At 51.5% G+C, this 24,597-nt stretch carries 23 protein-coding genes and 1 pseudogene; 8 read left to right on the top strand and 16 right to left on the bottom strand.

The window, feature by feature from the left end:
• Positions 1-14 precede the first annotated feature (14 nt).
• From IB214_RS02395 to IB214_RS02375, 5 genes are all read right to left on the bottom strand, one after another.
• Positions 15-716 carry a DUF1120 domain-containing protein gene (locus IB214_RS02395; protein WP_117342739.1) on the bottom strand — a complete coding sequence of 234 codons (702 nt, stop codon included), beginning with the start codon at positions 714-716 and terminating at the stop codon, positions 15-17.
• The gene (locus IB214_RS02390; RefSeq protein WP_117342740.1) at positions 713-1,240 is read right to left on the bottom strand and encodes a hypothetical protein; all 528 of its coding nucleotides are present in this window, start codon (positions 1,238-1,240) and stop codon (positions 713-715) included. The genes IB214_RS02395 and IB214_RS02390 overlap by 4 nt, the downstream gene beginning before the upstream one ends.
• Positions 1,237-3,633, bottom strand: a complete 2,397-nt coding sequence (locus IB214_RS02385; protein ID WP_117342741.1) for a fimbrial biogenesis usher protein — start codon at positions 3,631-3,633, stop codon at positions 1,237-1,239. The genes IB214_RS02390 and IB214_RS02385 overlap by 4 nt, the downstream gene beginning before the upstream one ends.
• Before the next feature lie 24 nt (positions 3,634-3,657).
• On the bottom strand, positions 3,658-4,302 hold the full coding sequence (locus IB214_RS02380; protein ID WP_249415000.1) for a fimbria/pilus chaperone family protein: 645 nt from the start codon (positions 4,300-4,302) through the stop codon (positions 3,658-3,660).
• A 129-nt stretch (positions 4,303-4,431) separates the two neighbouring features.
• Positions 4,432-5,169: a DUF1120 domain-containing protein gene (locus tag IB214_RS02375; protein ID WP_117342743.1), complete on the bottom strand. Its 738-nt coding sequence runs from the start codon at positions 5,167-5,169 to the stop codon at positions 4,432-4,434.
• Between the two features lie 511 nt (positions 5,170-5,680).
• Here IB214_RS02375 and IB214_RS02370 point away from each other — a divergent pair.
• The 3 genes and pseudogenes from IB214_RS02370 to IB214_RS02360 all read left to right on the top strand — a co-directional run.
• Positions 5,681-5,903, top strand: a pseudogene (locus tag IB214_RS02370) (DUF1016 domain-containing protein); the annotation flags it as partial.
• Between the two features lie 368 nt (positions 5,904-6,271).
• Positions 6,272-7,522 carry a cytosine permease gene (codB, locus tag IB214_RS02365; RefSeq protein WP_115257370.1) on the top strand — a complete coding sequence of 417 codons (1,251 nt, stop codon included), beginning with the start codon at positions 6,272-6,274 and terminating at the stop codon, positions 7,520-7,522.
• Positions 7,512-8,792 (top strand): cytosine deaminase, encoded by a 1,281-nt coding sequence (locus tag IB214_RS02360; protein WP_117342744.1) that lies wholly within the window; start codon positions 7,512-7,514, stop codon positions 8,790-8,792. Before codB ends, IB214_RS02360 begins: the two co-directional genes overlap by 11 nt.
• Before the next feature lie 64 nt (positions 8,793-8,856).
• Here IB214_RS02360 and nanQ read toward each other — a convergent pair whose 3' ends face one another.
• The 5 genes from nanQ to nanR all read right to left on the bottom strand — a co-directional run bounded on the left by nanQ (position 8,857) and on the right by nanR (position 13,705).
• The gene (nanQ, locus tag IB214_RS02355; protein WP_117342745.1) at positions 8,857-9,324 is read right to left on the bottom strand and encodes an N-acetylneuraminate anomerase; all 468 of its coding nucleotides are present in this window, start codon (positions 9,322-9,324) and stop codon (positions 8,857-8,859) included.
• Positions 9,321-10,196 (bottom strand): N-acetylmannosamine kinase, encoded by an 876-nt coding sequence (locus IB214_RS02350; RefSeq protein ID WP_117342746.1) that lies wholly within the window; start codon positions 10,194-10,196, stop codon positions 9,321-9,323. The genes nanQ and IB214_RS02350 overlap by 4 nt, the downstream gene beginning before the upstream one ends.
• Positions 10,197-10,284: 88 nt before the next feature.
• On the bottom strand, positions 10,285-11,775 hold the full coding sequence (gene nanT / locus IB214_RS02345) for a sialic acid transporter NanT (protein ID WP_117342747.1): 1,491 nt from the start codon (positions 11,773-11,775) through the stop codon (positions 10,285-10,287).
• A 110-nt stretch (positions 11,776-11,885) separates the two neighbouring features.
• A complete protein-coding gene (gene nanA / locus IB214_RS02340) occupies positions 11,886-12,779 on the bottom strand; it encodes an N-acetylneuraminate lyase (RefSeq protein ID WP_117342748.1) in 894 nt (297 codons plus the stop codon).
• 134 nt (positions 12,780-12,913) lie between these two features.
• A complete protein-coding gene (gene nanR, locus IB214_RS02335; RefSeq protein ID WP_115257365.1) occupies positions 12,914-13,705 on the bottom strand; it encodes a transcriptional regulator NanR in 792 nt (263 codons plus the stop codon).
• A gap of 359 nt (positions 13,706-14,064) precedes the next feature.
• On the opposite strand from nanR, the gene dcuC reads away from it, so the two are divergent.
• The gene (dcuC, locus tag IB214_RS02330; protein WP_115257364.1) at positions 14,065-15,432 is read left to right on the top strand and encodes an anaerobic C4-dicarboxylate transporter DcuC; all 1,368 of its coding nucleotides are present in this window, start codon (positions 14,065-14,067) and stop codon (positions 15,430-15,432) included.
• Between the two features lie 46 nt (positions 15,433-15,478).
• On the opposite strand, the gene sspB is transcribed toward dcuC, so the two are convergent.
• From sspB to zapE, 5 genes are all read right to left on the bottom strand, one after another.
• A complete protein-coding gene (gene sspB / locus IB214_RS02325) occupies positions 15,479-15,982 on the bottom strand; it encodes a ClpXP protease specificity-enhancing factor (protein WP_096755484.1) in 504 nt (167 codons plus the stop codon).
• Positions 15,983-15,987: 5 nt separating this feature from the next.
• Positions 15,988-16,626 (bottom strand): stringent starvation protein SspA, encoded by a 639-nt coding sequence (gene sspA / locus IB214_RS02320; RefSeq protein WP_096755483.1) that lies wholly within the window; start codon positions 16,624-16,626, stop codon positions 15,988-15,990.
• Positions 16,627-16,940: 314 nt separating this feature from the next.
• Positions 16,941-17,333 carry a 30S ribosomal protein S9 gene (gene rpsI, locus IB214_RS02315; protein ID WP_062774136.1) on the bottom strand — a complete coding sequence of 131 codons (393 nt, stop codon included), beginning with the start codon at positions 17,331-17,333 and terminating at the stop codon, positions 16,941-16,943.
• A gap of 15 nt (positions 17,334-17,348) precedes the next feature.
• A complete protein-coding gene (gene rplM, locus IB214_RS02310; RefSeq protein WP_096755482.1) occupies positions 17,349-17,777 on the bottom strand; it encodes a 50S ribosomal protein L13 in 429 nt (142 codons plus the stop codon).
• 218 nt (positions 17,778-17,995) lie between these two features.
• Positions 17,996-19,123 (bottom strand): cell division protein ZapE, encoded by a 1,128-nt coding sequence (gene zapE, locus IB214_RS02305; protein WP_117342749.1) that lies wholly within the window; start codon positions 19,121-19,123, stop codon positions 17,996-17,998.
• A gap of 192 nt (positions 19,124-19,315) precedes the next feature.
• On the opposite strand from zapE, the gene zapG reads away from it, so the two are divergent.
• The 3 genes from zapG to degS all read left to right on the top strand — a co-directional run bounded on the left by zapG (position 19,316) and on the right by degS (position 22,407).
• Complete coding sequence (zapG, locus tag IB214_RS02300; RefSeq protein ID WP_045448139.1) at positions 19,316-19,714, top strand: Z-ring associated protein ZapG; 399 nt, start codon at positions 19,316-19,318, stop codon at positions 19,712-19,714.
• Between the two features lie 168 nt (positions 19,715-19,882).
• Positions 19,883-21,250 carry a serine endoprotease DegQ gene (degQ, locus tag IB214_RS02295; protein ID WP_096755480.1) on the top strand — a complete coding sequence of 456 codons (1,368 nt, stop codon included), beginning with the start codon at positions 19,883-19,885 and terminating at the stop codon, positions 21,248-21,250.
• 89 nt (positions 21,251-21,339) lie between these two features.
• On the top strand, positions 21,340-22,407 hold the full coding sequence (gene degS / locus IB214_RS02290) for an outer membrane-stress sensor serine endopeptidase DegS (RefSeq protein WP_115257362.1): 1,068 nt from the start codon (positions 21,340-21,342) through the stop codon (positions 22,405-22,407).
• A 176-nt stretch (positions 22,408-22,583) separates the two neighbouring features.
• On the opposite strand, the gene mdh is transcribed toward degS, so the two are convergent.
• Positions 22,584-23,519: a malate dehydrogenase gene (mdh, locus tag IB214_RS02285; RefSeq protein WP_115257361.1), complete on the bottom strand. Its 936-nt coding sequence runs from the start codon at positions 23,517-23,519 to the stop codon at positions 22,584-22,586.
• Between the two features lie 436 nt (positions 23,520-23,955).
• On the opposite strand from mdh, the gene argR reads away from it, so the two are divergent.
• Positions 23,956-24,426, top strand: a complete 471-nt coding sequence (gene argR / locus IB214_RS02280; RefSeq protein ID WP_115257360.1) for a transcriptional regulator ArgR — start codon at positions 23,956-23,958, stop codon at positions 24,424-24,426.
• Positions 24,427-24,597: the final 171 nt, after the last annotated feature.

Raw genomic sequence — 24,597 nt, 5'->3', positions numbered from 1 at the left:
CGGCAACGTCTCATTTATAGATACGCGATAGTGATCACAGCTTCACCGTTCAGCGTTATCGCCTGGTCACTGCTGATATCTGGCGCTACCGTAGCACTCACCTGCAAGGGAACGCTAGCCGTCATAATGGGCTGTGGCGTGGTCGTTCCCTTCTGGACAAAGGTATAAAAATAATCCTGATTGGTCGGCAGAGGTAACATCGTAACAGCTGACCATGGACCGCTTTTATCAGTCGCACCGGCCATATCCACTTTAACTTCCGCATCTGCATCCATCGCCACAACCGAGCCAGCGTTGATTTGCACCGCGTAGCTGCCAATCTTTTTACCTTCAGACGTCACGCCCAGGCCAAACAGGCGTGAGGCATCACTGATATAGCCAGCGCCATTAATCTGAAATTTAGCCCCAGCCGTGCCGGTATCATCCTTCCCGGAAGTCATTGAATCTACACGCGTATCTCGGGCGGTAATCGCTACACCAGTTGCAGACTCACAAGTGATCGTTAATGTCAGATCACGGGTCCCAAGCTGATTAAAAAATTTCTGCGATAAACTGCCAGCGTAACGGGTACCAAAGTCTGCAACACCACCGTTGCTGAGTACTGGCGTACAGGCAGCAGCATCGGAAGTCACGTCAACGTTGATATCAACCACATCGTTGTTTGCGCTGACTAGACAGGGTATGTATAGCATCAACAACAGGCTCAATTTTTTCATTGCGTAACCATCCTTACGCGAAGGTTTCCACGCCAGGTTGTTTTATCGGTGATAGATCCATTTTTAAAGCGCGGTTTAATAGTCAGGGTAACCGACGCTGCTTTGCCTTTCAGTTCCTGCCCATTCACAAATGCGATCCCTTGATTCACCTGTGGTGTTATTTCTTGTGAACCGTTGGTTATCTGGGAGGCATCTCCAGCATGTACCACTGCCAGACGCACTGAATTGTCATCAACTATCGCTTGTGAGGCCGTCACCGTCATCACGCCGTCATCACCAAAACCAAATTGCCCCCCCTTCGGAGAAGTCGTGCCGGTAAACAGGCGAATCTGTTGTGGTTCATCACAGGTAATATTGATAACAATCTGCTTTTCCGGAAGATCGATAATATCACCCTGAGCCTGTCGCTCTGCAGCGCTGAGACGACCATAGCTTAAGCTCTGATGATTCTGTAACAGCGTGCATTCTGCCAGCACCTGGGAAGTACTGAGCAACAGTGCTACCGCCATATAAAAGCGCTTCATTGACATACTCCCTTCGCGGTTTCATAAAAGACATCCGGGTTGGCTTGTTCTGGCAGGTTTAAAGCGAACTGGCAGGTACTGTTATCCAGCTGCACCGTCAACAACTGCTGCGGAGTCACATCGTTCAGGAACACCACGCCTTCATCAACGGAAGTTGTCAGGTAACGCCCCTCGTTATCTGAAACTGCCAGCCCTTTCGGTAACTTACGCCCGTCAGCCAGCGTGACTGTCAGCAACGCACGTCGCTGAGTTACCGCACTGAAGCCGACTCGCCCTACCGCACCACGCCCCTGTTTCAGCATTCGTGTACCGTTACCGATATCCATATTCTTCGGCAATGTTTCAGTGTTCACTTCCACCCGTGAGGTACGCCAGGCGCCCACGGAAGGGATCACTGCCATACCGCGATAATCCGTCCACACCGGTCCTTGCGGGGTATCGAGCTTGATGCCCGAAACCGGTTTATCCAGTGAGGCTATCGCGAAGGTGTCACGTATTGCCCACGGGGAGAACGTTACCCCCTGACTATGAGCAGCAACGCCCCCCTGCAATGTTCCGGAGTAGCTGCGGTTATGTTCACTGCCCATACTGGTATTAAGTCCAAGCTGGGTGTAGTGAAGATTGCTGCTTATGCCAGCATTAAAGTTATTCTGGCTCTGAGCCTGATCGTGTTCAGCCCCAACAGAATAGGAGGTATTTTCACTCACTGTTCCCATCGCCGACGCGCCATAACGCGTCTTATGATCGTCGCGACGGCTGTAGGTATTCACGCTATGGTTACCCAATGGGATGCTTATATTGACGTAAAACAGATCGCCATCATCTTCATTGACGTCATCATCATCGTCGTCACCCCCGGCTGAAATTTGATGCTGCCAGTTAATCGATGCGGAGAAATAGCGGAATGACTTACTCCAGCCAGCAGAGACATAACGCGAATCATTGATGCTGTCATAACCTTTGGTTTCATAGAAGCTGGCACTCAGCCCGCCAATCAGCGGATGAGACCAGTTGATCCCGGCGGAATACTCATTTTTGGTGGTTTCATCAAAATCTTCGTCGAGGGAATCACTGAACTCACGATAATCCTGAGTCAGGCGAGAATACGACGTGGTTAAACCGAACCCATATGGCGCAGCATAATTCGCAGACACCGTGTATTTCTGTCCCTGTAACGACTGGCGGGTATCATTCGTCTGATTAACCTGCATGCCAAGAGTAAGATCCGCCAGCGGAAGCGTATCCACGCTCCCCGCAATGGCCTGATAATCTTCCGCCGCCAGCGCGCCCAGATGTGTATTGATCCGGCTGTTAAGCTGCCAGCCACCTGCTGCACTCATGACCCACGGCTTATGGTCATAATCATCGTTAACGCGCCCGACGGAAAGATACAGGCCGCCCGCGCTGCCGACGGTCTGATTATATAAACTGGCAGGAACGACGTAGCTGTGCTGGCTACCATCGGTTTCAACCACCGTGACGTTTAAGTCACTGTTGAGGTTACGCATCGGAATATCGGTAAGCGTAAACGCGCCTGCCGGCACCAGCGTGGAGAAAATCAGCACGTTCTGCTGGCGCACTTCAACGCGCGCCTGCGCGGTGTTAGCAATACCCTGAACCTGAACATTACCGCCACTTTTCGTCAGGGCGTTTTCGGGTGATAGCTCAACCCCATAAATCCCTGCTCCCTGCAGTAAAATATTGTTCAGGTTCACTTCGCCAAAACGCGCCGTACTCTTAATTCCTGTAAAGGTACGCTGCATGTAAGTCGATGAGTTTTCACTGTTGAACTTGCCGTCAGAGCGGCTCAACAGCTGGTGACTGCGCAACAGCCAGTCATTAAAATTGAGGCCCCCATCAAGCAACGCCTGAGAATAATCAGCGCTTCCACCATTAAACTCATTACGGGAGGACATCAATGAGTAGTTGAGTAACGCTGCTGTGCCACCCGAAGCGTAGCCCGACATATCCGCACCAACAGGAATCACTGCATCAGCGGGAACAACGACGGTTAATTTTTCCTGTGCCGGAGATGCATCTACCACCGTTCCTGAGTAAGCCTGTTCATAGGGATAACAGCCGCTCTCGTAATCCGAGGGTACTTTCAGCCCTGCCTGTTGTAGGAATTCTTTATCAAAACAGAGTTGGCCATTGTCATCAAAGCGGGCAATCACACTGCCTTTGTCTATGCCATTAATATTCAGAGAGACAGATGAACTCCCCGGCATATAGCGGGATTTGCTCGAAAAATAGTGTGCGACATTAGGATTAACGCCAAGGGATTTAAGCGTCTCTTGATCAAAATCGACGGCGGCCAGATCAATACCTTCAGCCCTGACATTATGGGTGAGCAGCAGACTGACCAGGCTGGCCAGTAGTGTCTTTTTATACATTACCGCACTCATCCTTGTTTGGGCTTATTTTAAGTCTGCAACCTGAATCTGGCCTTTGTAGCCATAGCGACTGGCCGGATAAAATTCAACCTGAGTATCGGTCGAGGCTGGTAGTGCTACCGTCGTGCTGGTATGGGGCAACATATAGGTTTTATTCAGCGCACCGGCTTTCTTCGACGGCAGTGTTTTAAACGCCTGGGTCATGCGCACCACATAGTCGCTGGGATTGCTGATCGTTAACGTGCTGCCCTCTTTTTTCCATTCCAGGAATTTCCACGGCTGCGTTTCTTCAGCTAAACCTGCCGGGTGGATAATTACCGGCAAATCCTGACGCACCGTCACCGCCACGCGATCCTTGCCTTTCTCTTTTGGCGGGATACCTTCGAATGTCACACGTTTGAGCTGCTCATATTTCAGCGGTGCTTGCGTCTGGAGCATAAAGCGCATGCGCTGCACCTGGCCCGCTTCCACACGTACGACAGGCTGGGAGACAATTAAACGTACAGATTTATCACCGTCTGGTAATTCGACAATATTGCTATACAACAGCACCGGAAATGAATCGGTGTTGGTGACGTTCATACTGGCTTCACCTTTCTGCGCATCAACCAGTAGTATTGATGTTTCCGGCACCATTCCAGTAGCAAAGCTATTTAAGGAACAAAGCATAAGGGCAAAAAGAGATAACTTCCGGCATCCATTTAAATGTTTCAAGGTATCCATTCCTTTCAATATTTAGCGAAAAAATGAGTACGATAAATCCGTTAATAAAAACGAATTCACCGTACTTATTATTTATTAGAGATAAACAAGGCTGATGGTGGCATTACCATCCAGCGTGATAGTATCTTCTGTTCCCAGTACAGTATTATCCTGTACCGCAGTAGTAACCAATAGTGGTGCGGTCAATACTTTGAATGCTTTAGGTACTACAGTGCCAGTTTCAGCAACAGATAATGCTGGCTTATCAGTTGAGCAGCTATTGTTCAATGCACAAAATGCCGCTCTTGTAGTAGCTACCCACGTTACCGTTGATGCGGTAATGTCAGCTGTTGTAATAACATCAACCACATCACCATCTGCGGTCACAGATCCAATATCAAAAGCGACAGCATAATCACCGATATTCGTTGTGCCATCTGGCGCCTTACCTAACCCAAAAGCATTTGGGCTAAGGGTCAGATTCTCACCATTCGAGTTAGCTGATTCAATATAGCTGGTCGAGGAAAGAGGAACACGAGAATCGCTACGGTTATCCGTTGAAGTCAGGGCCACTGCAATTTCAGTGTCGCAGTTTACTGTCAGGGTGATAGTCTTTTGCCCCAGTTGAACCAGCTTGTTAGTGGTCCCTGTAGGTTCGATTGCCACATTACGGATAGTACCGTAATCCACCACGCCGCCATTTGGCAATGTTGGAACACAAGCACCTGGGATAATTGAACCCGTCACTTTCAGGGTAACATCACTGCTGGCGCTGGCGTTGAATGAGGTGAGCAGAGCAGCGCCTAACGACGCTGCCAGAAGGAGTTTTTTCACGGTTAATCCTTAACGTATGAAATGAAAAATAGATGTGTTTGAATGCAAACAAATCATTCACTTAATGAACCCATGAATGACCAGGATAGGATATGCCATCGGCATCAATAGAATAAAGTTAATAATATTAAATACGAAATTAATTAAAACTTAACCCAACATAAAATCAGTTCAATTACTATAACCGTTGATAAAAAATGAATAAATAAAATCCGAAAAATAGATTCACATTCATCATTATAACACCAAGAATATTTATACTATCCATTGATAACTTTAAATTATATATTGATTGATAGTGTAAAAACCTTTCTGGCTCCCAGCCAAAATTCACATTGCTGGGTAGGCCCTGTCTTCTTCTGCTTCACACATTCACGTCATTCCTGGAAAGCGACTCGCAAATACTGATGCAAGTCCATGTAATGCAATCGGCATGGATTAACAGCATTAGACCTCGAGCGTATTGATACGCGATATATTTTTATTTCGCAACTATCACGCCAGGAAAGACATGAATACACTCCCCTCGACACACCATGCTGAGGATTATCAGCAAATCCATGACGGTATAATTCATTTATTGGAAAACGCCAGGACAGAAACGGTCCGCAGCATCAACACAATTATGACGGCAACCTATTGGGAGATTGGCCGTCGGTTTAAACCAGCGATACAAACGTGGGGTTTCCACGGGAAACTTGCGACAAATTCGAGCTTTTTATCTTTATTTTCAAAATAACAAGCAATACGTGGCCCGTTCACAAACTCGATTAGCGTCTCAATGAGATCATTCACGGAGCGACTGAGCCAATGGCGACATCGTGCGCGGTTCGGGTCTGGTGGTGACGGCAATTGCCGAAGGCCGTAAAGCCGCTGACGGGATCCTGAATTACCTGGAAGTATAAACACATCTTTTCTGGCATCTCGTCCGCACATATGGATGAGATGCCGGATATCCGTCTTCTCTTCTAAAAATACGTAGTTGCTACATAGCATAAATTCGCGACCAACCAGCTTAAAAAGCCAGTACGTAAACGTTTGCATTCTTCTGAAAAGTGTATATTATGCGGCGGATTTTTTGGGCAAAATTCATGGAGGCGTTGTGTCGCAAGATAACAATTATAGCCAGGGCCCCGTCCCTCTGGCCGCGCGGAAAGGCGTAGTTCCACTGACATTTGTAATGTTGGGATTAACGTTTTTTTCCGCCAGTATGTGGACCGGGGGCACACTCGGTACCGGTCTTTCCTATAATGATTTCTTCCTGGCAGTTCTCTTCGGTAATCTTCTCCTCGGTATTTACACTGCCTTTCTTGGTTTCATCGGCGCAAAAACCGGACTCTCTACCCATCTCCTGGCGCGTTACTCATTTGGCGTAAAAGGTTCATGGCTTCCCTCAATGCTGTTAGGCGGCACGCAGGTGGGCTGGTTTGGTGTTGGCGTGGCGATGTTTGCTATCCCAGTCAGCAAAGCGACGGGAATCGACGTTAATATCCTGATTGCTGTGTCTGGCCTGTTGATGACCATGACCATCTTTTTTGGCATTTCGGCGCTGACGGTTTTATCGATTATCGCCGTACCCGCTATCGTTATTCTTGGTAGTTACTCCGTCTGGCTTGCAGTATCCGACGTGGGCGGCTTAGATCATTTAAAAACGATTGTGCCACAGACGCCGCTGGATTTTTCAACCGCGCTGGCGCTGGTCGTGGGATCGTTTGTCAGCGCAGGTACCTTGACGGCCGACTTCGTTCGCTTTGGCCGTAATGCCAAAGCTGCGGTGCTGATTGCCATGGTGGCTTTTTTCCTCGGCAACTCCCTGATGTTTATCTTCGGTGCTGCTGGCGCTGCCGCTGTAGGACAGGCGGACATCTCCGACGTGATGATTGCCCAGGGGCTCCTGCTGCCAGCGATTGTCGTTCTCGGCCTGAATATCTGGACAACCAACGACAACGCGCTGTATGCGTCGGGTCTGGGCTTTGCCAATATTACCGGTTTTTCCAGCCGTACATTGTCGGTGGTTAACGGTATTATTGGCACGCTGTGCGCGCTGTGGCTGTACAATAACTTTGTCGGCTGGCTGACATTTCTGTCGGCCGCGATCCCTCCGATTGGCGGGGTGATTATTGCCGACTATCTGTTAAACCACCGCCGATACGCCGATTTCAACAACGCACAATTTACGCCGGTGAATTGGATAGCCATTCTGTCCGTTGCACTGGGCATCGCTGCCGGCCACTATATTCCCGGTATTGTGCCCGTCAACGCCGTACTCGGCGGTGTAGTCAGCTATATCCTGCTGAATCCACTTTTTAATCGCAGTCTTGCTCAGTCCACGGAGGTCAGCCATGCAGACTAATACCCTCACCATTCGTCAGGCACGTTTACAGGGACGCGAAGGGTTATGGCAACTTACAATTGAAAACGGGCGTTTTAGCCGTATTGAATCCCAGGAAGCCGCCTCTTTACCGCAAGGTGAGGTACTGGACGCTGAAGGTGGACTCGCCATCCCGCCATTCGTCGAGCCGCATATCCATCTGGACACCACGCAAACGGCAGGCGAGCCAAACTGGAATCAGTCGGGTACGCTGTTTGAGGGTATTGAGCGCTGGGCTGAACGTAAAGCGATGCTGACTCACGAAGACGTGAAGACGCGTGCCATGCAAACCCTGAAATGGCAGATGGCCAACGGCATCCAGTATGTTCGTACGCACGTTGACGTTTCCGATCCCACACTAACGGCACTGAAAGCGATGCTGGAAGTGAAGCAAGAGGTCGCACCGTGGGTGGAGCTGCAAATTGTGGCATTCCCACAAGAGGGGATTCTATCTTACCCCAACGGTGAGGCACTGTTAGAGGAAGCGGTACGCCTGGGCGCCGACGTGATTGGTGCGATTCCCCACTTTGAATTTACGCGTGAATATGGCGTGGAGTCGCTGCATAAAATTTTCGCCCTGGCCCAGAAGTACGACCGCCTTATCGATGTGCACTGTGACGAAATTGATGATGAACAATCACGCTTTGTTGAAACCGTTGCAGCACTGGCACATCGCGACGGAATGGGCGGGCGCGTTACTGCCAGCCATACCACAGCGATGCATTCCTACAACGGCGCGTATGCTTCCCGTCTTTTCCGTCTGCTGAAAATGTCAGGTATTAACTTTGTTGCGAATCCTCTGGTGAACATTCACCTGCAGGGACGTTTTGACACCTATCCCAAGCGTCGCGGTGTCACCCGCGTCAAAGAGATGCTGGAGGCAGAGATCAACGTCTGCTTTGGCCATGATGATGTCTTTGATCCGTGGTATCCGCTGGGCACCGCGAATATGCTGCAGGTGCTGCATATGGGATTACACGTGTGCCAACTGATGGGATACGGGCAGATTAATGATGGGCTGAACCTGATAACCACTCACAGCGCAAAAACCCTGCACTTGCAAGACTACGGCCTGAGCGTTGGAAATTCCGCTAACCTGGTAATTTTACCGGCAGAAAATGGGTTTGACGCAGTTCGTCGCCAAACACCTGCCCGTTATTCCATTCGCCACGGGCGGGTCATCGCCGAGACCGTACCGAGCCAAACAACGTTGCATCTGTCGCAGCCGGAAACAGTGACGTTTAAGCGGTAGGTTGTCTTTTGGATAATTGCCGCAGACACGCAGCTGCGGCAATTACCATGTTGGCGCATTCCTATCAGGCGTGTAGCAAGCTGGCTCGGACCTTCACCACCACCTTCTTAATTTCTCCAGATGCACTCGCCACGCAGCCCGGTTTATGTGGCTCGCCAGGCATAAACACCGCGAACATCCCCGGTTTCAGGGTAACAACCTGTTCATCGGCAATCTCGCTGCACAGTTGATAATCCTCTTCAACATGCACGTCTTCGCACTGACGTGCGGAACCTGCCAAACCGAAAAAAATACGCTCTTCACCTGCCAGCAGCAATTGGATATCAATATAGCATTCATGCAGCTCCGCCTTTTTTTCTTGTGGCGGTTGCGTGGCGAACTGCATCACGTTCATAAACAGATCGTCGCCTTTCAGTACATAGTGTCCCGGCGCGTTATTCTGCACGTCTGCCGCCAGCGCAAGGGTCAGCGCATCAAGCAGAACTGGGGGTAATCCCGCGGCGGATAGCGACTGTAACTCGCCTAATATCATGATAACTCTCCTTGTGCTAACAATGCTGCGCCCAGCAACCCGGCGTCATGTCGGTAATGTGCGGTGCGCAGTGGGACGTGATACACCGAGGGTTCCTGCGCCAGCAGCGTGCGGACCTGCGTCAGATATCCTTCAGCCAGCCCAACGCTGCCACCCACAACTACGCACTGGCAGTCGGTAGACGCTTTGACGTCGGCAATCAGTCGCGCCAGCACCTGTGCAGAATGTGCAATCAACCGCGTGGCCTGTTCATGCCCTTGCACCGCACGCGTAAACACCGTTCTGGCATCGCAACCAGCAAGGTCGCCTTGTGCGGCAGCGGCAATTCCGCGACCAGATGCAATAGCCTCCGCGCAGCCGGTACGACCGCAGCCACAGACTGGTCCATTAGGGTCTGCCAACGTATGCCCTAAATGCCCCGCCAGACCACCAGCCCCGGTGAGTAACTTGCCGTTGCTGACCACGCCGCCGCCCACACCGGTCGACACGGTGATAAATACCATGTCGCTTATCTCGTCAGCCATTACGTGGTATTCCGCCCAGGCCGCCGCCTGCGCATCATTGACCGCCATGGTCGGCAGGCCGGTCAACTCTCTTAAGGTTTGTACCAGCGGGAAGTGCATCAGCCCGCCAAGATTGAGCGGATTAATCGCCAGTAGTGTGCCCTCGCGGATAATACCGGTGGAGGCAATGGCAACGCGCTCTACTTGCGCCTGCAGTGGCTCAATGAGCGTCTGTAACGCGGCCCGCAGGGCATCCGGCGTTTTGCTGGCAGGTGTCGGCAGTTCACGGCGTTCGCGGATCTGTAAATCGCGGTCTACCCGTGCAGCGGCCAGTTTGGTGCCGCCAATATCAATCGCCAGCGTTGTCATAGCACGACCTTTTTCAGCGTCAGTAGCTCAAGTAACGACATACTTACTCCCTTACCAAAATAGCCCGGTGCAGGACCGGGCTATCGGATTAACTTTTTGATTTCACCAGCGCGCTTTTATCGCTGCCAAACGGCACGGCTCCGCTAAACGGTTTACCATCAATGGCATCATGGGTACGCAGCGCTTCCGGGCGCAGCCAGCGCTGCACGCGGGACGGCATATCAAGGCCAATCAGCAGGATCACCACGAAAGTCAGGCTAAACGACAGCGATCCCAGCGCCGTGCCCAGATCCAGACGCTGTGCAATCAGCGCACCGATGATCGGCGCCAGTGCCCCGCCCAGCGCACCCACGTTGTAGGTAAAGCCCAGACCCGCCGCACGTTGGTCGGTATCGAAATAACCGCCGATCAGTTTGGGTAAGATCCCGGAGATCCCCTGCCCGAGCATTTGCTGGAAAAACAGCAGCAAACCCAGTACCCAGACGTTGGCACCGCCAATCGCAAACACGGGAATAATCAGCAACTGTGAGGCCAGCAGGCTGTAGACATAGGCTTTGCGCGTACCCAGCCAATCACCCAGAAAACCACCGACACAACAGCCTACCGCCGCCCCAAAGCCGCTGAAGAACAGCACCCTGGCGACCGTCGACGGGTCATACATCAATTCAGTTTTCAGGTAGGTCGGCAGCAGCGCCTGAATTGGCCACGAGTAGAGGAAGGCGAACAGCACCACTACCATCAGCATTACGCCCGTCGGCCAGCGTTTACCGCTGCTTTGCACCATAAAGCTAATGAAGATAAACGCGCAGACCAGACCGAGGATCGCCACGATAGCCGCGTTTTGCAGGTTACCAGCAAAACAGAACCACAGTGCGGTTGCGGCGGCGAGCGTCATCAGAATATTAATGACCCGATGTTCACCCCGATAGAGGGTATCCACCATCGTGCGCACCGGCGCTTTGCCTTCGTGTTTTTCCTTCCAGTCTTCGGCTTCCGGAATATTTTTACGCAGCCAGAGGGCGAAGATAATCGGTACAATGCCGATGAAAAAAAGCGCGCGCCACCCCCACACCGGTACCACCAGACTGTAGACCTGAGCGGCGATCACGGCCCCCACGGAGAAGCCAGAAATCAGGAAACCACTGGCTTTATTGCGCAACTGTTTAGGCCAACTTTCAATCACATAGGTCGCACTTGAACCGTACTCACCTGCCATCCCCATGCCGATGACCAGGCGGGCGATAAACATGGTGGTGTAGCCCGGTGCAAAACCGCAAGCCAGCGTCCCTAGCGAGAACAGAATAATGCTGGTGACCATCGCCAGGCGACGCCCGTAGCGATCGCCCATCGCCCCCAGCATCAGCCCGCCAAACCAGCGAGAAATAAAGGCGGCCGAGATCAGGCTGGCAGCCTGCACCGTCGTCAACCCGAATTCACCTTGTACTTCCGTCAGCACAAGGGCAATTAAGACAAAATCAAAACCATCCAGCAAATATCCCAGCCAGGCGGCAGAGAACGCACGCCATTGTGCCCGGTTGAGATGGCGGTACCACGGAATGCTCTGGGTAGAAGTACTCATGTGACTCTCCCGACGATTTTCATTGTTGTACTGGTGGGCGACTGTGCCTCATCCGGCCTACGGTCTGCCTGTGTAGGCCGGGCAAGCAAAGAGCCCCCGGCAATCCGCTGTTACGCCTTTTCTGCCAGCAGTTGGTCAGCCAGCGCTTTCAGTTCTGGCAGGTACTTTTCGTCAACAGGGGCAAACGGCTTACGGCACAGTGGGACGGAAACCACGTCCATATAGTGCAGAACCGTTTTCAGTCCACGGAACACGCCGACTTTAATCAGTAAATCGATAACCTTATTGCACTCGGTTTGCAGCTTTTGTGCCGTCTGGATGTCACCTTCTTTGAGTGCTTTCACTATTCCCTGATAGCGCCAGCCCATAATGTTGTAGGTACTGCCGATACCACCGTCTGCCCCAGCCAGCAGGCCTGACGCGAAAATTTCGTCATAGCCGTTGTACAGCACCAGATCCGGATGGGCGCGACGGATCTGCTCCATTTGATAGAGATCGCCAGAGGTCTGCTTCAACGCGCCAACACCCGGCAACGTGACCAGCGTGTTGATCTGATCCAGCGTCAGTTTTACGCCGCTCAGCGCCGGGATGTTATAGACCACCATTGGCAAGCCATCAGAGGAATCAATAATTGCACGGTAGTGATCGCAGTGCTCTTCAAAACTGAACGGATAGTAAAACGGTGTGACGGCAGAGACAGCATCAAAGCCGTAGCGATGGGCTGCGCTCGCCAACTGCTGGCTCTCTTCGGTGCTCACCGTGCCCACATGTGCGATAAGCGTGACTTTACCCTTCGCTTCTTCCGCCACGATCTCCAGTACCTGCTCTCTTTCAGCCCGGTTCTGGACAAACGCTTCACCCGTTGAGCCACCGACGTACAGGCCATCAACACCCTGCCCAATGTTGAAACGTACCAGACGACGTAGGCTCTCAATGTCCAGTCGCTGTTGGTTGTCAAATGGGGTTAACAACGCTGGCATTACGCCTCTTAAATCTCTTGCCATAACTACCTCTGTCGATGATTAGTGTTGTCTAACTGCGTACCTTTATACCTGTTATACCAGATCAAATAAGCAGCAATACAATACAGAACGCTTATATTGCGATCTGCCTCACTAAACGATCATCAGGATCGCGATCACTTCCTCAATTTTTTATTTTTACCGAAGGCGTGCCAGGTAGCGGAAACGCTGTTGAGATGGTCTTGTAATGCGCGGTCTGCTTCATCAGGATCGTGCTGACGAATGGCGTCGACAATAGCAATATGCTGTTGATAACTTACGCTATTGTGCTCGTATAATTCGCGGTCAGCGACGGTCGGACGTGCGGCGATCAGCCAGTCCAGCAGCGCGACATGGATCGCCATAAAGATAGGATTACCAGGGATCTCCGCCAGCACACGGTGAAAATCCACGTCCGAACGAATGAACAGCGCGTTGTCATCCAGCGACTGGCTGTTAATCTCCAGCGCTTTCGCCAGTCTGTCAATTTGCTCGTCGGTTGCATGCTCTGCGGCGTAACGCACCAGGCTTGACTCAAAGAACAGTCGCAACTGTTCAAAGTGCGCGATGCCGCCGGGATGCGAGAGAAAATCTTTCGCCATCCCCGACAGTTCACCAATGATGGTGTCCGCAGATGGACGCGAAACGCGGGCACGTTCGCCGTTGTTGATTTGCACCAGGCCTTTACGTTTTAACGCCGCCAGGGCTTCTCGTACCGAGGGACGACCGACGTTAAAGAAGGCCATCAGCTCCCGCTCGGACGGCAACTGTTCACCCTCGCCAAACTCCCGACGACGAATCATCTGTTCCAGTTCTTCTTCAACCATTTCAGACAGCTTTTTACGCGCCAGCGGGCGGTTACGTAAACTACGGCCAATGGTGGATGGAGAGTCTTCAGCTTGCGAATCAAATGCGTTCATAGGGTCCATTCAGCTAAGTCATTGGTGAAAAACAACAGCGGGTTCATCGTAACACAGGATCGAAAGCGGGGTGAAATGGAGGTCAATCGGGTTAGCCCGCTTATTGATAACATATGAAATACAAATATATTTTCACTCAAAAACAATATGATGAATTTTAATTTCTGAGTATGACATCGAATTTATGAAATCTGCGAATATGATCGTGAAAAATTATCATAACCTACTATTTTAAAACAAAAAATAATTTAATCTCGATTTTAAAAATACGATATTCACTCCATAAAAAACGGTAAAAAAAATATAACATCCGCTTTTATAACAGCGCTATTACCGGATTTATCTTCTTTCCTGCATGGAGTGAAAAAATGTTCGGCATCATACTTTCTGTCATCGTTTTATTAACGATGGGTTACCTGATCCTCAAAAACTACAAACCCCAGGTGGTCCTTGCGGCTGCCGGGATCTTCCTAATGATCTGCGGCGTCTGGCTGGGGTACGGTGCGCTGGTTGCACCCGAAAAAAGCAGCGGCTACCTGCTGGTTGATATTTATAACGAAATTCTGCGCATGCTCTCCAGTCGTGCAGCAGGTTTGGGGCTGTCGATTATGGCCGTCGGTGGCTATGCCCGCTATATGGACAGGATGGGAGCCAGTCGGGCGATGGTGAGCTTGCTGAGCCGTCCGCTAAAGCTTATCCGATCACCGTATATCGTGCTTGCCGCCACCTATGTGATCGGTCAGATCATGGCGCAGTTCATTACCAGCGCCTCCGGGTTAGGGATGTTGCTGATGGTCACCCTCTTCCCGACGCTGGTCAGCCTTGGCGTAAGCCGTTTGTCGGCAGTAGCGGTCATTGCCACGTCAATGTCGATTGAATGGGGTATTCTGGAAACAAACTCGATTTTTGCCGCTCAGGTAGCGGGAATGAAAATCGCCACCTACTTCTTCCACTACCAGTTACCCGTGGCCTCGTGCGTGATTATCGCCGTTGCTATTGCGCACTTTTTTGTGCAGCGCCAGTTTGATAAAAAAGCGGCACCAGAAAACATCGGCTTTACCGAACAAAAGGTGCTGGAAGATGTTCCGCCGCTCTATTACGCCATTTTACCGGTGATGCCACTGATCCTGATGCTAGGCTCGCTGTTCCTTGCACATAGTGGACTCATGAAAACAGAGCTGAATCTGGTGGTGGTGATGCTGATGAGCATGACAGTCACCATGCTTGTCGAATTCTTTCGCACCCATAATCTGCGCGAAACCATGGATGATGTGCAGGCGTTTTTTGATGGCATGGGCACCCAGTTTGCCAACGTCGTTACGCTGGTTGTCGCCGGTGAGATCTTTGCCAAAGGCTTAACCACCATCGGCACTGTCGACGCGGTGATTAGGGGGGCGGAACATTCCGGGCTTGGCGGTATCGGCGTGATGATCATCATGGCGGTGGTCATCGCCGCCTGCGCCATTGTCATGGGTTCCGGTAACGCGCCGTTTATGTCTTTCGCCAGCCTGATCCCGGACATCGCCGCAGGGCTGCATATTCCGGCGGTGGTAATGATTATGCCAATGCACTTTGCCACTACCCTGGCCCGCGCGGTTTCACCCATTACTGCGGTCATTGTAGTAACTTCCGGTATTGCGGGTGTATCGCCTTTTGAGGTGGTTAAACGCACGGCGATCCCAATGGCGGTAGGATTTGTGGTGAATATGATAGCCACGATTGTGCTGTTTTATTGATGGCTGGCACAGAAAGCAAAACAGGCCCGCAAGGGCCTGTTTGATTTTACTTCACTACGCGTAGCGCCGGACGCCCACCACGCGGAGGTGGCGGCGTATCATCCGGGTCGTTGTCATCACCGTGATCGGGCTTATCGCCATCAATGACGGACATGACCGTTTCGCTTTCAAAGCCGGACGTGTCGTTGTCGTCATCATTTAAGCTGGCGACATCTTCGTCGTAGGCCGCTTCTGGCTCGAACATGGTACCTGCACCGTTTTCACGGGCATAGATAGCCAGAACAGCAGCCAGCGGCACGGAAACCTGACGCGGTATACCGCCAAAGCGCGCGTTAAAACGCACTTCGTCGTTTGCCAGTTCCAGGTTGCCCACTGCACGTGGAGCAATATTCAGAACAATTTGCCCGTCACGCGCATATTCCATAGGAACCTGCACATCCGGAAGCGTCACATCCACCACCAGGTGCGGCGTGAGCTGGTTGTCTAACAACCACTCATAGAATGCGCGCAGCAGATACGGACGGCGCGGTGATAGCTGTGGCAAATCCATACAGATTAACCCCGGCCCAGACGCATTTCACGTTCAGGCTCAGTCAGAGAAGCCAGGAAAGAGTCACGTTCAAATACGCGGGTCATATACCCTTTCAGCTCTTTCGAACCAGCACCACTGAATTCAATACCCAGCTGCGGTAAACGCCACAGCAGCGGCGCCAGGTAGCAGTCTACCAGGCTGAACTCATCGCTCAGGAAATACGGTTTCTGACTAAACACTGGCGCAATTGCCAGCAGCTCTTCGCGCAGTCGCTTACGTGCGACGTCCGCTTCAGAAGCAGAACCGTTTACGATGACGTTCATCAGCGTATACCAGTCTTTTTCAATACGCTGCATGTACAGGCGGCTTTCACCACGCGCAACCGGGTAAACCGGCATCAGCGGCGGATGCGGGAAACGCTCATCCAGGTATTCCATAATGATGCGAGATTCCCATAGGGTCAGCTCACGATCCACCAGTGTCGGTACGCTCTGATTCGGGTTGAGGTCGATCAGATCCTGAGGTGGATTGTCTTTCTCCACATGCTCAATCTCGAAACTAACACCTTTCTCCGCCAGTACAATGCGGACCTGATGGCTATAGATGTCAGTAGGACCAGAAAACAGCGTCATTACCGAACGTTTGTTGGCAGCGACAGCCATGAAAACCTCCAGGTATATTAAGAATTTTACTGCTACCAGCCACCAGGTGGCCAGCCAGAAGTGATGTCACCCAGATTCGGAAAGCCATTGCTGTTCAAAATACAAACAAAAAATGAACAATACCGCACATTTGGGCAGAAAATTGGATGATAGTTTACCAGATTTTGTGACCTTTGTGGTGAGTCGATTCTGGAAATGGGAAAAAAGAGGTGGCAATCAGCAGATTACCGTGCTTATTCGCGGGTAAAAATCCATAAAAAAACCCGCCGAGGCGGGTTTTTTCGCAAATTGCAATCTGCCGAAGCAGAAACCAATTAACGCTTGGAGAACTGAGGACGACGACGTGCTTTACGCAGGCCGACTTTCTTACGTTCAACTTCACGAGCATCACGAGTAACGAAGCCTGCTTTACGCAGTTCGCCACGCAGTGACTCGTCATATTCCATCAGTGCGCGGGTGATACCGTGACGGATCGCACCAGCTTGACCAGAAATACCACCACCTTTAACGGTGATGTACAGGTCCAGTTTACCAATCATGTCGACCAGTTCCAGCGGCTGACGAACTACCATGCGGGCAGTTTCACGACCGAAGTACTGTTCCAGAGAACGTTGATTGATAACGATTTTACCACTGCCCGGTTTGATGAAAACGCGAGCTGCAGAACTTTTGCGGCGACCAGTGCCGTAGTATTGATTTTCAGCCATTGCCTATAATCCCGATTAGATGTCAAGAACTTGCGGTTGCTGTGCCGCGTGGTTGTGCTCATTGCCCGCGTAAACTTTCAGTTTACGGTACATTGCACGACCCAGCGGGCCTTTTGGCAGCATGCCTTTAACCGCGATTTCAATCACACGCTCAGGATGGCGAGCAATCATCTCTTCAAAGGTCGCTTCTTTAAGACCACCGACGTAGCCACTGTGACGGTAGTACATTTTGTCAGTACGCTTGTTGCCAGTTACCGCAACTTTGTCAGCGTTCAGAACGATGATGTAATCACCGGTATCTACGTGCGGAGTGTATTCCGCTTTGTGCTTACCGCGCAGGCGCAGAGCCAGTTCGGAAGCCAGACGGCCCAGAGTTTTACCGGTCGCGTCAACAACATACCAGTCGCGTTTTACGGTTTCTGGTTTAGCTGTAAAAGTTTTCATTAAAAGCTTACCCAAATAAATTAGTTACACGTTGGTGAACACCCAAACGTTTTGTCAGTTGAGGTTCACACGACATTGTCCAGCAAACCTACCCCTTCGAATAGCCTATGCCGGCACATAGAAAGTTTTGGGAAAAAAACTCTCTCGTAACGTGGGGTCGCAAGATTATAGAGAAGTCAGGGTCAAAGATCGACCCCTTTATGTGATTTGCGATGGGTTTAACCGGCTAAATGTTCGCGCTTCAGATACTCTTCGCTTTGCATCTCCTGCAAACGCGACAAACAGCGCTGGAATTCAAACTTTAGGCGCTCTCCCCGGTAGATCTCATATAAAGGAACTGCCGCACTCACCACCAGCTTGACGTGGCGTTCGTAGAACTCATCTACCAGCGCGATAAAGCGGCGTGCTTCGCTCTCCATCAACGACGTCATCACTGGGACGTCAGAGAGCAACACAGTGTGAAACAGGCGCGATAGCGCAATATAGTCGTGCTGACTGCGGGCATCGACGCACAGGGTAGTAAACGAGACGGCCAGCGTTTGGTTTTCGACGGCCAGTGTCTGCATCGGGCGATGATTTATCTCAAGCGTCGGCGCATGTTCACTTTTGCTTCCCGCTAACGCCAGCCACAGCTTATCCATCTGCCGTTGGGTTTCATCATTCAGCGGCGATAACCATAAATGCGCCTGGGTTAACGTACGCAGACGGTAATCAACTCCGGCATCCACATTCATGATGTCGCAGTACTGTTTAATAGCCTCAATCGCCGGAAGAAAGCGGGCACGTTGCAGACCATTGCGGTACAGGTCATCAGGCGGAATATTGGATGTCGCCACGAGCGTGATGCCGCGGGCGAACAGCGCTTTCATTAATCCACCGAGTAGCATCGCATCGGTGATATCCGAGACAAAAAACTCATCAAAGCACAGCACGTCGGTTTCTGCCTTAAAGCGGTCGGCAATCACGTCCAGCGGGTCGCTTTGCCCTTGCAGGGCGGTCAACTCTTCATGTACGCGCAGCATAAAGCGGTGAAAGTGCAAACGCTGTTTACGCGTGCCCGGCAGGCTATGGTAGAAAAGGTCCATCAGCCAGGTTTTCCCGCGCCCCACGCCCCCCCACATATACAGACCACGCACCGGCGTGCTCTCCGTCGGTTCACGTTTACCCAAAAATTTGCTAAAGCGAGCAATCAGCCCACTTTCCTGCAACGCAGGACGGGCTGGGGCAGTCAGTTCCTGGAAAATAATATCCAGTCGATTCACTGCCTCTTGCTGTACGTTGTCGGGTTGATGACTGCCGTCGTTGAGGGCCTGCAGGTAACGCGATGTCGGGGAAAAGCTTTGCATGATGTTATTGTTATTCCTTGAGAATCGATGTGCCGTCGCTCACGGTTGACGAAAAAAAGGCCGTTCTACACTACGCGATATAAAGTCGGGATTCCACTTCTACGGGATTAGCGGTTATAGTGGCATAATCAGGCGCAGGCATGGAGCCTAAAGCCAACACCCTACGGAAACACAAGACAACGGGAGATGTTCATGACCTGGGAATATGCGCTAATTGGGTTAGTCGTCGGTATCATTATTGGTGCCGTAGCCATGCGTTTTGGTAATCGTAAATTACGCCAACAGCAGGCATTGCAGTACGAACTGGAAAAAAACAAAGCTGAGCTGGAAGAGTATCGTGAAGAGCTGGTAAGCCACTTTGCCCGCAGCGCTGAGCTACTGGATAACATGGCCGACGACTATCGTCAGATCTACCAACATATGGCAAAAAGTTCCAGCAACCTGCTGCCGGGTATGTCGCCAGAATCCAACCCGTTCCGTAACCGTCTGGCAGAGTCTGAAGCAGGCAACGATCAGGCACCGGTTCAGATGCCACGCGACTATTCCGAAGGGGCCTCCGGCCTGCTGCGTAGTGGCGCAAAGCGCGACTAACTGCACATCGTTAAGAAATTTATTGGGCGCAGCAATTGCGCCCTCCGCTTCTCTTCCCGTCCCAGCTATTATTTAGTCGTTAGCCGCATTGTGACCAAACCGAAAATTCAATAACATCAAACTGTTTTGAATCATCTTCCGTTTACTCAAGGTACGAGAGCAGGATCAATGAAAAAACAAACCCAGCTGTTGAGTGCATTAGCGTTAAGTGTCGGGTTAACTCTCTCGGCGCCGTTTCAGGCCATTGCGTCGATACCCGGCCAGGTTCCCGGTCAAGCCGCACTCCCCAGCCTCGCACCAATGCTGGAGAAAGTGTTACCTGCGGTCGTGAGCGTGAGGGTCGAAGGTACCGCCGCGCAGGGGCAGAAAGTCCCGGAAGAATTCAAAAAATTTTTTGGCGATGACCTACCCGATCAGCCGTCACAACCGTTCGAAGGCCTGGGTTCAGGAGTCATCATCGACGCCGCCAAAGGCTACGTGCTAACCAATAACCACGTTATTAATCAGGCACAGAAGATCAGTATCCAGCTCAACGACGGTCGCGAGTTTGACGCCAAGCTGATTGGTAGCGACGATCAGAGCGATATCGCCCTGCTGCAAATCCAGCACCCTAGCAACCTGACACAAATTGCCATCGCCGACTCCGACAAACTCCGCGTGGGTGATTTTGCCGTCGCCGTCGGTAACCCGTTCGGGCTGGGGCAAACGGCAACCTCCGGCATCGTCTCGGCATTGGGTCGCAGCGGCCTGAATCTGGAAGGTCTGGAAAACTTTATTCAGACCGATGCGTCCATTAACCGGGGTAACTCCGGTGGCGCGCTGCTTAATCTGAATGGTGAATTGATCGGTATTAACACCGCCATTCTGGCACCGGGCGGCGGCAGTATCGGCATTGGCTTTGCCATTCCCAGCAACATGGCGCGCACGCTGGCGCAGCAGTTAATGCAGTTTGGCGAAATCAAACGCGGCCTGTTGGGTATTAAAGGGACGGAAATGACCGCCGACATCGCCAAAGCGTTCAAGCTGGATGTACAGCGCGGCGCGTTTGTTAGCGAAGTGCTGCCGAACTCTGGCTCCGCGAAGGCGGGCGTGAAATCCGGTGACGTCATTACCAGCCTCAACGGCAAGCCGCTGAACAGTTTTGCCGAGTTACGTTCGCGTATTGCCACCACTGAACCGGGCACCAAGGTTAAACTGGGTCTGCTACGTAACGGTAAGCCACTGGAGGTGGAAGTCACACTGGATACCAGCACGTCGTCGTCCGCCAGTGCGGAAATGATCGCCCCAGCATTACAAGGTGCAACGCTTAGCGACGGTCAGTTAAAAGACGGCACTAAAGGCATCAAGATTGATAACGTCGAAAAAAGCAGCCCAGCCGCGCAAGCCGGTCTGCACAAAGATGACGTTATCATCGGTGTAAACCGCGATCGCGTGAACTCCATTGCCGAAATGCGCAAGGTGCTGGAAGCGAAACCGTCGATCATCGCGTTGCAGGTGGTACGCGGTAACGAGAATATTTATCTGCTCCTGCGTTAAGCTGGTAGACCGGACATCAGCCCACCGTGTGATGTCCGGTAAACTCGTGATATGCTGCTGCCGTTCCCCTTTTTAATGACGCCGCTATCATGTTTGTGAAGCTTTTACGTTCGGTCGCGATTGGTTTAATCGTCGGCGCCATTCTGCTGGCCGCGATGCCCTCTCTGCGCAAAATTAATACGCTTACAGCACCCCAGTTTGACAGTGCTGATGAAACGCCTGCCAGCTATAACCCGGCGGTTCGCCGTGCCGCCCCCGCCGTTGTTAACGTGTATAACCGCAGTATGAACAGCACGACGCACAACCAGCTCGAGATCCGCACGCTCGGCTCCGGCGTTATCATGGATCAGCGCGGCTATATCATCACCAACAAACACGTGATTAATGATGCCGACCAAATCATCGTCGCTCTGCAGGATGGACGCGTGTTTGAAGCGCTGCTGGTCGGCTCCGATACCCTGACTGACCTGGCGGTGCTGAAAATCAACGCCTCTGGTGGGCTGCCCACAATCCCTATCAACAACAAACGGATACCGCACATTGGCGACGTCGTTCTTGCTATCGGGAACCCGTACAACCTCGGGCAAACCATTACTCAGGGGATCATCAGCGCCACCGGTCGTATTGGCCTGAACCCCACGGGACGGCAAAACTTTCTGCAAACAGACGCCTCTATCAACCACGGCAACTCCGGCGGTGCGCTGGTCAACTCGCTGGGTGAGCTGATGGGCATTAACACCCTGTCGTTTGATAAGAGCAACGATGGCGAAACGCCGGAAGGGATCGGCTTTGCTATTCCGTTCCAGTTAGCAACCAAGATTATGGATAAGCTGATTCGTGATGGTCGCGTCATTCGCGGGTATATCGGGATTAGCGGTCGCGAGATTGCGCCACTGCACGCGCAGGGCGGCGGAATGGATCAAATTCAGGGGATTGTGGTTAACGAAGTCTCCCCGGATGGCCCGGCGGCACAAGCAGGCATTCAGGTTAACGATCTGATTATCTCGGTCAATAATAAACCGGCCGTCTCTGCGCTGGAGACCATGGATCAGGTAGCGGAAATTCGCCCAGGCTCAGTGATCTCCGTCGTCGTGATGCGTGATGATAAACAGTTAACGCTGCAGGTCACCATTCAGGAATACCCGGCCACCAATTAACATCACGTCTCCCACTTACCATAAAAAACCGGAGCAATTTGAATTAGCTCCGGTTTTTATTAGGCGATATCGTAGGGACTTAGCACGTAATGCCTGATGGCGCTACGCTTATCAGGCCTACAAATACACGCTGACCGTAGGCCGGATAAGGTATTTGCATCCGGCCCCTTGTCGCGTTACTTAACGAACTCTTCGCCCAGGGTGATATCTTTCTTCAGCGTGTCCAGCATGCCTTCCAGCGAGCTCTGTTCAAACGCGCTCAGTTTGCCGATAGACTGACGCTCTTCTACGCCGTTTTTGCCCAGCAGCAGCGGCTGAGAGAAGAAGCGAGCGTACTGGCCGTCACCTTCAACGTATGCACATTCCACCACGCCTTTTTCGCCGTTCAGTGCGCGAACCAGCGACAGACCGAAACGTGCTGCGGCCTGGCCCATAGACAGGGTTGCGGAACCGCCACCGGCTTTAGCCTCGACGACTTCAGTACCCGCATTCTGGATACGTTTGGTCAGCTCAGCAGCTTCTTGCTCGGTGAAGCTTACGCCAGGGATCTGTGACAGCAGTGGCAGAATAGTCACGCCAGAGTGTCCGCCGATAACCGGAACTTCAACGTCGGTCGGCTGCTTGCCTTTCAGTTCCGCCACAAAGGTGTTGGAGCGGATGATGTCCAGCGTGGTCACGCCAAACAGTTTGTTCTTGTCGTAAACGCCTGCTTTTTTCAGCACTTCTGCAGCGATTGCAACGGTGGTGTTCACCGGGTTAGTGATGATACCGATGCATGCTTTCGGGCAGGTGGTCGCAACCTGCTGAACCAGATTCTTCACGATACCTGCGTTGACGTTAAACAGGTCGGAACGGTCCATACCCGGTTTACGCGCGACGCCTGCTGAGATCAGTACTACGTCAGCACCTTCCAGTGCCGGGGTCGCATCTTCGCCGCTGAAACCTTTGATTTTCACAGCAGTAGGGATATGGCTCAAATCAACGGCCACACCAGGCGTTACTGGAGCGATGTCGTACAGGGAGAGTTCTGAACCTGAAGGCAGTTGGGTTTTTAACAGTAATGCTAGCGCCTGACCGATTCCACCAGCAGCGCCGAGGACTGCAACTTTCATCCTAAACTCCTTATTATATTGATAAGCAAAGTGTCTGTTGCTCCGCGGCGGCGACCATAATTCACAAATCCGATGAACACAACAACCACGCGTCAAGAATGCGTAGTTGCGCAAATTTGGCTTTTATGCATTTAACTTACGTAAATTAAAAGCTAAGTTACGTAATTCAATACGACTCGCACAGTAGAGCAACTTTCCAACAGGTGCTGACAATATACCTAACTGCCCTCCCAAAACAACATCAATTTGATAACAATTGATTTACTTTTAAGCTTATTTGCATGCCGTGACATAGGCATGTTTCTTGATAACGAAATTTGATAAAATTCCGCTCTTTCATAACATTATTTCAGCCTTGAATGAGGCAGACCGTTTGCATAAAAATTCATCTGTATGCACAATAATGTTGTTTCTACCGCCATATTACGGGTGACTTATGCGAAGCTCGGCAAAACAAGAAGAATTAGTAAAGGCGTTTAAAGCGCTTCTCAAGGAAGAGAAATTCAGCTCTCAGGGCGAAATCGTCCTCGCATTGCAGGATCAGGGCTTTGATAATATCAACCAGTCCAAGGTTTCACGCATGCTGACCAAGTTTGGCGCCGTGCGTACCCGCAATGCCAAAATGGAAATGGTGTACTGCCTTCCGGCAGAGTTGGGGGTACCGACAACCTCCAGCCCACTGAAAAATCTGGTGCTGGACATTGATTACAACGATGCCGTGGTGGTCATTCATACCAGCCCAGGCGCCGCACAGTTGATCGCACGTATGCTGGATTCACTGGGTAAAGCAGAAGGTATCCTCGGCACTATTGCGGGCGACGATACTATCTTCACCACTCCGGCGATGGGGTTCTCGGTAAAAGATCTGTACGAAGCTATTCTGGAACTGTTCGAACAAGAACTGTGATCCCCTCCCCGTCGCATCACGTGGCGGGGAAAAACCTTTCTTTCTGACTCCTGACCACTCTTTTCCTCTGCCTGCCATTTAACAAATAGTGCGTTTCACTACCCAAAAACATTCACACAGTGAATACCTCGAATTATAAACGCACAAATTGCGAAATTAACTATCACCATG

The sequence above is a fragment of the Citrobacter sp. C1 genome, from assembly GCF_014596895.2.
Lineage (GTDB): Bacteria > Pseudomonadota > Gammaproteobacteria > Enterobacterales > Enterobacteriaceae > Citrobacter > Citrobacter gillenii.
Note: the sequence above shows the minus strand (reverse complement) of the source record. Positions and strands in the feature narration are given on the sequence as shown.

Excerpts from the sequence above, each read along its gene's own strand:
- degS (WP_115257362.1), top strand. The coding sequence starts at position 21,340 with ATGTTTGTGAAGCTTTTACGTTCGGTCGCGATTGGTTTAATCGTCGGC.
- argR (WP_115257360.1), top strand. The coding sequence starts at position 23,956 with ATGCGAAGCTCGGCAAAACAAGAAGAATTAGTAAAGGCGTTTAAAGCG.
- degQ (WP_096755480.1), top strand. The coding sequence starts at position 19,883 with ATGAAAAAACAAACCCAGCTGTTGAGTGCATTAGCGTTAAGTGTCGGG.
- dcuC (WP_115257364.1), top strand. The coding sequence starts at position 14,065 with ATGTTCGGCATCATACTTTCTGTCATCGTTTTATTAACGATGGGTTAC.
- nanR (WP_115257365.1), bottom strand. The coding sequence starts at position 13,705 with ATGGACCCTATGAACGCATTTGATTCGCAAGCTGAAGACTCTCCATCC.
- IB214_RS02385 (WP_117342741.1), bottom strand. The coding sequence starts at position 3,633 with ATGTATAAAAAGACACTACTGGCCAGCCTGGTCAGTCTGCTGCTCACC.
- IB214_RS02380 (WP_249415000.1), bottom strand. The coding sequence starts at position 4,302 with ATGCTTTGTTCCTTAAATAGCTTTGCTACTGGAATGGTGCCGGAAACA.
- rplM (WP_096755482.1), bottom strand. The coding sequence starts at position 17,777 with ATGAAAACTTTTACAGCTAAACCAGAAACCGTAAAACGCGACTGGTAT.
- nanA (WP_117342748.1), bottom strand. The coding sequence starts at position 12,779 with ATGGCAAGAGATTTAAGAGGCGTAATGCCAGCGTTGTTAACCCCATTT.
- zapG (WP_045448139.1), top strand. The coding sequence starts at position 19,316 with ATGACCTGGGAATATGCGCTAATTGGGTTAGTCGTCGGTATCATTATT.
- nanT (WP_117342747.1), bottom strand. The coding sequence starts at position 11,775 with ATGAGTACTTCTACCCAGAGCATTCCGTGGTACCGCCATCTCAACCGG.
- mdh (WP_115257361.1), bottom strand. The coding sequence starts at position 23,519 with ATGAAAGTTGCAGTCCTCGGCGCTGCTGGTGGAATCGGTCAGGCGCTA.
- IB214_RS02360 (WP_117342744.1), top strand. The coding sequence starts at position 7,512 with ATGCAGACTAATACCCTCACCATTCGTCAGGCACGTTTACAGGGACGC.
- rpsI (WP_062774136.1), bottom strand. The coding sequence starts at position 17,333 with ATGGCTGAAAATCAATACTACGGCACTGGTCGCCGCAAAAGTTCTGCA.
- IB214_RS02390 (WP_117342740.1), bottom strand. The coding sequence starts at position 1,240 with ATGAAGCGCTTTTATATGGCGGTAGCACTGTTGCTCAGTACTTCCCAG.
- sspB (WP_096755484.1), bottom strand. The coding sequence starts at position 15,982 with ATGGATTTGCCACAGCTATCACCGCGCCGTCCGTATCTGCTGCGCGCA.
- IB214_RS02395 (WP_117342739.1), bottom strand. The coding sequence starts at position 716 with ATGAAAAAATTGAGCCTGTTGTTGATGCTATACATACCCTGTCTAGTC.
- zapE (WP_117342749.1), bottom strand. The coding sequence starts at position 19,123 with ATGCAAAGCTTTTCCCCGACATCGCGTTACCTGCAGGCCCTCAACGAC.
- nanQ (WP_117342745.1), bottom strand. The coding sequence starts at position 9,324 with ATGATATTAGGCGAGTTACAGTCGCTATCCGCCGCGGGATTACCCCCA.
- IB214_RS02350 (WP_117342746.1), bottom strand. The coding sequence starts at position 10,196 with ATGACAACGCTGGCGATTGATATTGGCGGCACCAAACTGGCCGCTGCA.
- sspA (WP_096755483.1), bottom strand. The coding sequence starts at position 16,626 with ATGGCTGTCGCTGCCAACAAACGTTCGGTAATGACGCTGTTTTCTGGT.